Raw genomic sequence first — 4,715 nt, forward strand, 5'->3', positions numbered from 1 at the left:
GGTGTTCATCATGTAGGAGCTGCCGAAGGCTGCGATCTTTTCGGCGCGACATCATTTTAGTGCGGATTGGACACCGTCAACATCTGCCCCGGCTTCAGCGCCTGGCCGACACGAGGATTCCAGCGCTTGAGGTGCTGCATTTCAACGTTGAAGCGCTTGGCCACGATGTACAGCGAATCGCCTTGCTGAACCTTGTACTGCGATTGCGACTTCTTGGCTTTGGTCTTGGAATTGGCCGCGACCACGGTATTGACGCGACCCGGGCTGCGCTTGCTGGTGTCTTGCAAGACCAGAGTCTGACCGGGCTTGAGGTTCTTGCCCGACAGCTTGTTCCAGCGCTGAATATCCTTGACGTCGACATTGTTGGCCTTGGCGATGGAACCGAGGTTGTCGCCGCGTTTGACCCGGTAATTGCGTTTGGCACTGGCCACTGCGGTGTTGTCTGCACCATCGAACACAGGCTTGAGCGGCTTCTTGCTGATCAGCTCTTCCGGACGCATGGTTTGCAAGCTGGTGGTCAGCAACTGCGCCTTGGACGTCGGCACCAGCAAATGCTGGGGGCCGTCGATGGTGGTGCGCTGCTTGAAGGCCGGGTTGAGCTGGAACAGTTCGTCTTCGTCGATGTTGGCCACCGCGGCAACCTTGGACAGGTCCATGCGCTGGTTGATTTCGACGACCTGGAAATACGGTTCGTTGGCGATCGGGTTGAGGTTCACCCCGTAGGCTTCCGGCGCCAGTACCACTTGCGAGAGGGCCAGCAGCTTCGGCACATAGGCCTGGGTTTCGGCTGGCAGCGGCAGGTTCCAGTAGTCGGTCGGCAAGCCAAGCTTTTCGTTACGCTCGATGGCGCGGCTGACCGTGCCTTCACCGGCGTTGTAGGCAGCCAGGGCCAACAGCCAGTCGCCGTTGAACATGTCGTGCAGACGGGTCAGGTAATCCATCGCCGCGGTGGTCGACGCGGTAATGTCGCGACGGCCGTCATAGAAGCGGGTTTGACGCAGGTTGAAGTAACGCCCGGTGGACGGAATGAACTGCCACAAACCCACCGCATCGGCCCGGGAATAGGCCATCGGGTTGTAGGCGCTTTCAATCACTGGCAGCAGCGCCAGTTCCAGCGGCATGTTGCGTTCTTCAAGGCGTTCGACAATGTAGTGAATGTAGAGGCTGCCGCGTTCGCCGGCGTTTTCGAGGAACGAAGGATTGCTGGCGAACCACAGGCGCTGTTGCTCGATGCGCGGGTTGACGCCCACGTTGTCCTGCAACTGGAAGCCTTGGCGCATGCGCTCCCAGACGTCCTGCGGGATCTGCGGGCTCGGCTTTTCGCTGAGCCAGACAGGCTTCTGCTTGGCGCGGGCAGCAATGTTCGGCGTATGTGTCGCTTCAGTCTGCGGAGCATGGCTGGAACAACCCGCCAGAGTGGCGGACACAGCCACCGCTATGGCTTGAGCCAAGCGGGTCAATGCGTCTGAATTGATGGACTTACGTATGGATGACGACATTGGCTGGAAGTAAGTTCCGGGCAAAAATGTCGGGCGATTCTAGAAAGCGCACCCTCTGCGGTCAACCTTTCAGCGTTTTAGGACCATCGTGCAAGCTGTTTAGAACGTGTCTTTCCACGCCCTTAAAGCAGCAAAAACCATATCGGGCGCGGAGTTATCGGTGCCGGTCCGTTCATCCGCTTTTTCTTTAACGGATGTTTCGCCGGAGCGCAAAAACGGATTTGTGCGCTTTTCCAGGGCCACTGTGGAAGGCAGCGTGATGATGCCGGCTTCCCGTTGTCGGGTCACGGTGGCCAGGCGTTCGAGAGTGTCCGGATTACTCGGCTCGACAGCAGCGGCGAAGCGTAGATTGCTCAGGGTGTATTCATGGGTGCAGTACACCCGCGTATCCTCGGGAAGGGCCGCGAGACGCGACAACGAGGTATGCATTTGCTGGGGCGTGCCTTCAAACAACCGTCCGCAACCGGCGGCAAACAGAGTGTCGCCGCAGAACAGCAGGCCGGGGTGATGATAGGCAATGTGTCCCAGGGTGTGACCGGGCACGGCGATGACATCAAAGTCATGGCCGAGCACGTTGATGCGATCATTGTCCTTGAGGGCCACGTCCCGCGCCGGGATATTTTCGCTGGCCGGGCCATAGACTTTTGCGTCCGTCACTTTCTTGAGCTGTTGGACGCCGCCGACATGGTCATGATGGTGGTGAGTGATCAGAATATCACTGAGTACCCACGTCGGATTCGCCGCGAGCCAGGCCTGCACCGGCGCGGCATCGCCCGGATCGACCACCGCGCAGCGTCGGGTGTCGGGGTCTTGTAACAACCAGATGTAGTTGTCGGTGAACGCGGGCAGGGCAGTGATCTGTATCATCGTCGGATTCGCCAAGCGGAAAACAATGGCGCATCTTAGAACTTCCTGGCGCGTTGGAGAATGCAATGACCGATAAAGCGTTCGCTCAGGCGGATCCTGACTGGCTGGCATTGATCAGCGAGGCCCGCGAGTGGCTGTCCGGTCCAATCGGGCAATTTTTGCTGGACGAAGAACGGCGCATGCTCGAAGAAGAGCTCGGGCGCTTTTTTGGTGGCTATCTGGTGCATTACGGCCCGTCGGCGCAAACCCCGCCGTCGGCACCGCAAGTCCAGCGCAATGTACGCCTGGGCGCGCCGTTGCCGGGGGTCGAGATTGTCTGCGAAGAGCAGGCCTGGCCGTTGAGCGAGCATGCCGCCGATGTGGTGGTGTTGCAGCACGGTCTGGATTTCTGCCTGTCGCCCCACGGTTTGCTGCGTGAAGCCGCGAGCAGCGTACGGCCCGGCGGGCATCTTTTGATTATCGGCATCAATCCCTGGAGCACTTGGGGCCTGCGTCATGTGTTTGCTCATGACGGGTTGGGCAAGGCGCGCTGCATTTCTCCGTCACGGGTGGCTGACTGGCTGAACCTGCTGGGCTTCGCGCTGGAGAAACGCCGCTTCGGATGCTATCGTCCGCCGCTTGCCTCGCCTGCCTGGCAGACCCGTCTGGCCGGCTGGGAACGCAAGGCCGGTGACTGGCAATTGTCCGGCGGCGGCTTCTATTTGTTGGTCGCGCGCAAGATTGTCGTAGGGCTGCGACCAGTCCGCCAGGAACGCCGCGAACCGATGGGCAAGCTGATTCCGTTGCCGATGGCCAAGGTCAATCGGCGCAATATCGAACCGTAATACCCATTATTAATTTCCGACCGGGGTTGCCCCGGTCTCGGGCGTTGTCGATCAGCGATCGGCGAGCCACCGCATTTTCTGGATAGATTGGCATGAGCGATAGCGTAGAACTGTTCACTGATGGCGCCTGCAAAGGCAATCCCGGTCCTGGTGGCTGGGGCGCGTTGCTGGTGTGCAAGGGCGTTGAAAAAGAACTCTGGGGCGGCGAAGCCAATACCACCAACAACCGCATGGAGTTAATGGGCGCGATTCGTGGCCTGGAAGAGCTCAAGCGTTCGTGCGATGTGTTGCTGGTGACCGACTCCCAATACGTCATGAAAGGCATCAACGAGTGGATGGACAACTGGAAAAAACGCGGCTGGAAAACTGCTGCGAAAGAGCCGGTGAAAAACGCCGACCTGTGGAAGCTGCTCGACGAACAGGTCAACCGCCACAACGTCACCTGGAAATGGGTACGCGGGCATATTGGCCATCATGGCAACGAACGGGCCGACCAATTGGCCAACCGTGGCGTGGATGAAGTGCGCGGCTACAAACAAGACTGATTTTTGATCCTGTAGGAGCTGCCGCAGGCTGCGATCTTTCGACTTTGCTTTTTAAGATCAAAAGATCGCAGCCTGCGGCAGCTCCTACGGGGAGCATGTTAATATCCGCGTTTTTTGCACGATTGACCCGTTGAGAGCTGAGCACCGATGGCCACCAGATCCGTTGTACTCGATACCGAAACCACCGGCATGCCGGTGACCGATGGCCACCGGATTATCGAAATCGGTTGTGTCGAGTTGATCGGTCGGCGCCTGACCGGCCGGCATTTTCACGTTTACCTGCAACCGGACCGCGAAAGTGATGAAGGAGCCATCGGCGTCCACGGCATCACCAACGAATTCCTGGTGGGCAAGCCGCGTTTCGCCGAGGTGGCCGAAGAGTTCTTCGAGTTCATCAAGGGCGCGCAACTGATCATCCATAACGCGGCGTTCGACGTTGGCTTCATCAACAACGAATTTGCCCTGATGGGCCAGCACGAACGTGCGGACATCACGCAACACTGCTCGATCCTCGATACCTTGATGATGGCCCGGGAACGTCACCCGGGGCAGCGCAACAGCCTCGATGCGTTGTGCAAACGTTATGGCGTCGACAACTCTGGCCGTGAACTCCACGGCGCCTTGCTCGACTCCGAGATTCTCGCCGACGTCTACCTGACCATGACTGGCGGCCAGACCAGTCTCTCCCTGGCCGGTAATGCGTCCGACGGCAATGGTTCCGGTGAAGGCGCGGATAACTCCGCCACCGAAATCCGTCGTCTGCCGGCCGATCGCAAGCCGGCCCTCATCATTCGCGCCAGTGAAGACGATTTGGCGCAACACGCGACGCGTCTGGAAATCATCAGCAAATCCGCCGGCGCCCCGGCGTTGTGGTTGCAACTGGCCGAGGCGGACGCGCAGGCGTAGGTCTTTCGGAAAGATCGCAGCCTCGTTTCACTCGACAGCTCCTACAAGGGAATGCGTAATCCTTTGGGAGCTTT

At 59.2% G+C, this 4,715-nt stretch carries 5 protein-coding genes; 3 read left to right on the forward strand and 2 right to left on the reverse strand.

Going from position 1 to position 4,715, the window contains the following annotated elements:
- Positions 1 to 56: 56 nt before the first annotated feature.
- A complete protein-coding gene (locus ACW9JC_RS28760; protein ID WP_338580480.1) occupies positions 57 to 1,499 on the reverse strand; it encodes a transglycosylase SLT domain-containing protein in 1,443 nt (480 codons plus the stop codon).
- 99 nt (positions 1,500 to 1,598) lie between these two features.
- Positions 1,599 to 2,366, reverse strand: a complete 768-nt coding sequence (gloB, locus tag ACW9JC_RS28765; protein ID WP_457459278.1) for a hydroxyacylglutathione hydrolase — start codon at positions 2,364 to 2,366, stop codon at positions 1,599 to 1,601.
- Positions 2,367 to 2,431: 65 nt separating this feature from the next.
- On the opposite strand from gloB, the gene ACW9JC_RS28770 reads away from it, so the two are divergent.
- The 3 genes from ACW9JC_RS28770 (at position 2,432) to dnaQ (ending at position 4,641) form a co-directional block, all read left to right on the forward strand.
- On the forward strand, positions 2,432 to 3,190 hold the full coding sequence (locus ACW9JC_RS28770; RefSeq protein WP_457459280.1) for a class I SAM-dependent methyltransferase: 759 nt from the start codon (positions 2,432 to 2,434) through the stop codon (positions 3,188 to 3,190).
- 92 nt (positions 3,191 to 3,282) lie between these two features.
- Positions 3,283 to 3,735, forward strand: coding sequence for a ribonuclease HI (rnhA, locus tag ACW9JC_RS28775; RefSeq protein ID WP_347905878.1), 453 nt, complete (start codon positions 3,283 to 3,285; stop codon positions 3,733 to 3,735).
- 147 nt (positions 3,736 to 3,882) lie between these two features.
- Positions 3,883 to 4,641, forward strand: coding sequence for a DNA polymerase III subunit epsilon (gene dnaQ, locus ACW9JC_RS28780; protein WP_457459282.1), 759 nt, complete (start codon positions 3,883 to 3,885; stop codon positions 4,639 to 4,641).
- The last annotated feature ends 74 nt before the right edge of the window (positions 4,642 to 4,715 follow it).

The organism is Pseudomonas sp. SDO5591_S426 (assembly GCF_054070755.1).